The organism is Bartonella saheliensis (assembly GCF_902162175.1).
Window position 1 is genome coordinate 1 of record NZ_LR607267.1, and the last position, 3,887, is coordinate 3,887.

A 3,887-nucleotide genomic window follows, 5' to 3' on the forward strand; every position below is an offset into this window, starting at 1 on the left:
AGTTAATTTTAAATAATCTTTATGATGTAATAGTTTTAATTATAAATTATACTAACAAACTATTATTTATCTTGTAATGATATTTATACTTACCAAGTATTGAGTTATTTAATAGTAAAGAAAAAACAAACAGTATTTGGATAAATTTATGAATATTACACAAATTTCAAGAATTTAAAAAGAGCTCAATAATTTTGTAAATATTGAGTTTAAGGAGCATTTAAAGAGAAAATGGAAAGCAGATCAAATGGCAAGAATTCTTCTATTGTTTCACTCATTGGAGAGTAGAAGTGCATCATGATGCAAACAAAAGATGTAACAAAAATTTTAAAAAAATTTAACTGGGTGCCATATTGTGATAACATAGGCAATTACCATGCTTGTTATTACTTATCTGATCGCATTGTGCGCATTAGCTACGAAGTAAAATATGGATGGAGAGATAGAAAGCTTATGTTGGTGGCAAGTCTTACAACAGCTCCCTATCTCCTTGCTTGGAATATGTCCGAGGTAAGAAATTTTCTTCTGAAGATACGCTCTTTTTAGAAGATAGATATTTTGATATTAAAGTTCGAGATCTTTCGCAAAGACGTATTGAGGCATCATTAAATAAGATAATAGCGTGGGCAAAGACACAAGATATTGAACAAAAGTTACGCCAAGAAGCTGCCAATGATTTTGCTAAGAGTTCTGTTGTTGCACAGGCTGTGCTTGGCGATATAGAGATTTTAAAGAATTATAACTCTACGTCCAAATTGCATGTAGCAGAATTTTCTCATTACGAAACAACAACATGGGTTGAGCGCGTCCTTCTTTTTGTACAAGCTCATAAGAATGGGGAATTGGATGATATTCTTGCACACAATACACCCACAAGGCAGTTAATAAATTTAACAGTGGCAACTAATATTCTGAAGACTCATGGTTGGTTTGCAACGCAACTGGGACAAATGTGGTTGGCTCTGCCAGATCGATTTATTAAATTTCATTTTGATTTGTGGCATCTCAATGATAAGCAAAATCTCTATATTAATGCTATAACATCCACGGAAGAAATTTCACAAGCTTGTCGTTATATTCATTATGGAAAGGGCTATGAATTCGTACGGCCTAAGGATATTTATCAAACTTTTAACAGTCTCGGAAATGGGATTAATATTTGCCTTAAGACACTTACTGAGCAAGAACTGATCAATATTTCTGAGCGGGTGATACAGTGGGCACGTGCTCAGGATTTTGAAGCAGAGATAGCAAGCAGAGCGCCTATTCAAACATATCTCCAAGCATCAGGATCTTGTCCGAATATGATTTGGCATTTGGCGTGTTTAGCATTGATGGGTAAGATTGAGGCACTAAAATCTTATCAAAATGCTCTTGCCTCAGATAAGATTGCCCAATATTCAACAAGCCCTTCTATAATGAGTTGTGTTGATCGTGCCGTTGAATTTGCTGAGGAGCATTTTAGAGTGCACTATCCTAGCAAAAAAGAAAATTTTATAGGGCATATAATGTCTTACTTTATGTCACCGCCTTTGTTTTCTGGGCGCATAATAAGGCCTTTCACTCCGATCACTAAAGCATTGCTACACATAAATAGCTGGATTCGTGCAAAAACACCAATGAGATCCATTTTAAATGTGCTAGGATTGTTGCCAAAGAAAAGTCTGAGGGACAAAAAGGGAAAGATGCATGGACGGAGAGGCAAAATTTAGCTGTTCTCAACATAGTTACAGAACAATTAAAAACGATGGGTTGGACAACTTATCACGATAAAAACCACAACTATAATGCTTATTTTATAGGTAAAGACCGCCTTATTAATATAACGTACAGCCGTGATATTGAAGGAGAAGAGCCAATTATCACATTTAAGGCTTCATTTTCAATACTGAGTTTTTCAACGGCTTATAGGGATATTTTTCCTACAAGGTCTCAGTATACGGCTCTCAAAGAAGCAGAAGATATCTATACAGTATTGTGTCATAGTGTAGATGAAAGTAGACTGAAGCAGATCTGTGGATATATTCTTGATTGGGCTCAACGGCAAAATGTGAAACAAATCATTTCAGATTATGCTGCTTTACCTATGGACAGTGAAGTTGAACTTGTCAGGCGCCATCTTATAGCGCTTGTGTTAATGGGAGATACTGAGAAGCTCAAATTTTATAAAGAGAGCTTTAGAACAGGAAATTACTTAGGTTTTGCAGAAGAAATTACAAAAGACCTTATTAACTATATTCTGACTCTTACACGGCATTATCATTTAAATTTTCTAAAATCCACTTCACTTTTAACTTTTGATTCCAAAACGATATCTCTTAAAGCGGAAGAAGAAATATTCTTAACTATGAAAAGCACAAAAGCATTTTTCAAGAGTTTAGGCTGGTTTGTTCATGGGGTAGAAGGAAAAGGAGATCTTTTAGCAATTTATCAATTGCCAGACCGTGAAGTGAAAGTTCTTTACAACGATGAAATCACGAGAGATTATCCACGATTTGATGTTGGATTCTCGATTACGACGAGTATTCTGTCGACTGTCTGTAAGATAATTGATCCCCTAAATTCTCAAAAATTACCTGATCTACAGCTTTATTTTAATAAAAAGGGGATGGACATTGCAGAAGAAAAGGTCAGTGCTGATTATCTGGCATTAAAGCTTGATTGCATTTTGGAATGGGCAATGGAAGGCATTGATATTCACAAATGGTCTCGTTTTACATATGGTATGCCACCTTGGGATATAAAAAGTAAGTTAAATCAAAAAGTTATGTTAAATATAAGGGAATTGGTGAATCCTGATTCTATTACGTTTTTTTGCCTCTATCCCTAACTTTTTTGGAGCTTTTTTATCGCTTCTAGTGCTAATCTTTTACGGTCTGCGCTCTTTGTGTAAAGAGATGCCATTTGATCTTCTGTCCAGCCAAAAATTGCTTTCAATTGTGAAATTGTTGCACCCGAATTAGCGGCGCGTGTTGCTGCTAATTTTCGCAAACCGTGTGCTGATTTTTTAATTCCAGCCGCATTACAAGCGTCTCGAAATGTATTACCAAAGCTTTCTTTGATAAATTTTTGATTAGTTTTACTACAGATGAATGTTTCTTCTCCAATCGGACCAGCTTCAAGCGTTTTGGCTAATTCCGGTAAAATAGGTAGAAAGACATCTGTTTGGAATTTGCTTTTCTCTGTTTTGAGATGAATAATATTATCTTTTACGTCTTTCCAGCCAATGCGAACGGCATCACCACGACGCAAACCCGTATACAAAAGGACATCAATCCAAACACGTTCATGAGTACCATGTGACCAGCGTTGGTAATATTTCTCAACATCTTCTTCTGTCCAAGCAGGAAAGCCTTCTTTGTTTTTTAGCGGAGGTTTTTTGACCCCTAAAGTTGGATTATTTTCCAAAAGACCTTGTTCAATTGCCCATTTAAATAGTCCACTAAGAGTTTTCAGAAATTCTCTGGCCATTGCTGGTGTTTCTTTACGCCGTTCAACACCAGCTATGATATGTTTTTTTTCGATTACTTGGTATGGAATGTTTCCTATGCTATCGCATATCTTCATAAGAATGAGTTTTCTTTGTTTTTTCGTAGTTGTAGAGAGATTATGCCAATTAGAGCTGTTTAAATACTGCTTAAGCAGCCATGCGAATGACCCTTCAGTAAGTTTACCGGTTTTAGATTTAGGAAGTATTAGTCCTTGTAATTGGGCAAGTGCCGTTTTGTAGTTGTCAACGAACTCTTGCGTTCCGTAGGTGCCGCGTATTCTAATACGTTTTCCATGATTAATACGGACATACCATATGATTTTGCCATGGCGTGTGACTTCTTTGACTAAATGAGGGGGGCGTGGTTTTGGCATGGCAATATCCTATAAGACGATAT

4 protein-coding genes are annotated in these 3,887 nt (G+C 36.0%); 3 read left to right on the plus strand and 1 reads right to left on the minus strand.

Annotated elements, in window-relative coordinates; translation table 11 throughout:
• Positions 1-300 precede the first annotated feature (300 nt).
• Genes FS875_RS11020 through FS875_RS09450 form a run of 3 tightly spaced genes read left to right on the plus strand, consistent with a single transcriptional unit; the run spans position 301 to position 2,830 of the window.
• Positions 301-546 carry a DUF6990 domain-containing protein gene (locus FS875_RS11020; protein ID WP_425456913.1) on the plus strand — a complete coding sequence of 82 codons (246 nt, stop codon included), beginning with the start codon at positions 301-303 and terminating at the stop codon, positions 544-546.
• Positions 495-1,712 carry a DUF6990 domain-containing protein gene (locus FS875_RS09445; protein ID WP_144756082.1) on the plus strand — a complete coding sequence of 406 codons (1,218 nt, stop codon included), beginning with the start codon at positions 495-497 and terminating at the stop codon, positions 1,710-1,712. The genes FS875_RS11020 and FS875_RS09445 overlap by 52 nt, the downstream gene beginning before the upstream one ends.
• Positions 1,713-1,723: 11 nt before the next feature.
• A complete protein-coding gene (locus tag FS875_RS09450) occupies positions 1,724-2,830 on the plus strand; it encodes a DUF6990 domain-containing protein (RefSeq protein ID WP_425456914.1) in 1,107 nt (368 codons plus the stop codon).
• On the opposite strand, the gene FS875_RS09455 is transcribed toward FS875_RS09450, so the two are convergent.
• Entirely contained in the window at positions 2,827-3,864 is a 1,038-nt protein-coding gene (locus FS875_RS09455) for a tyrosine-type recombinase/integrase (RefSeq protein ID WP_144756088.1), read from the minus strand. The genes FS875_RS09450 and FS875_RS09455 overlap by 4 nt on opposite strands.
• Positions 3,865-3,887: the final 23 nt, after the last annotated feature.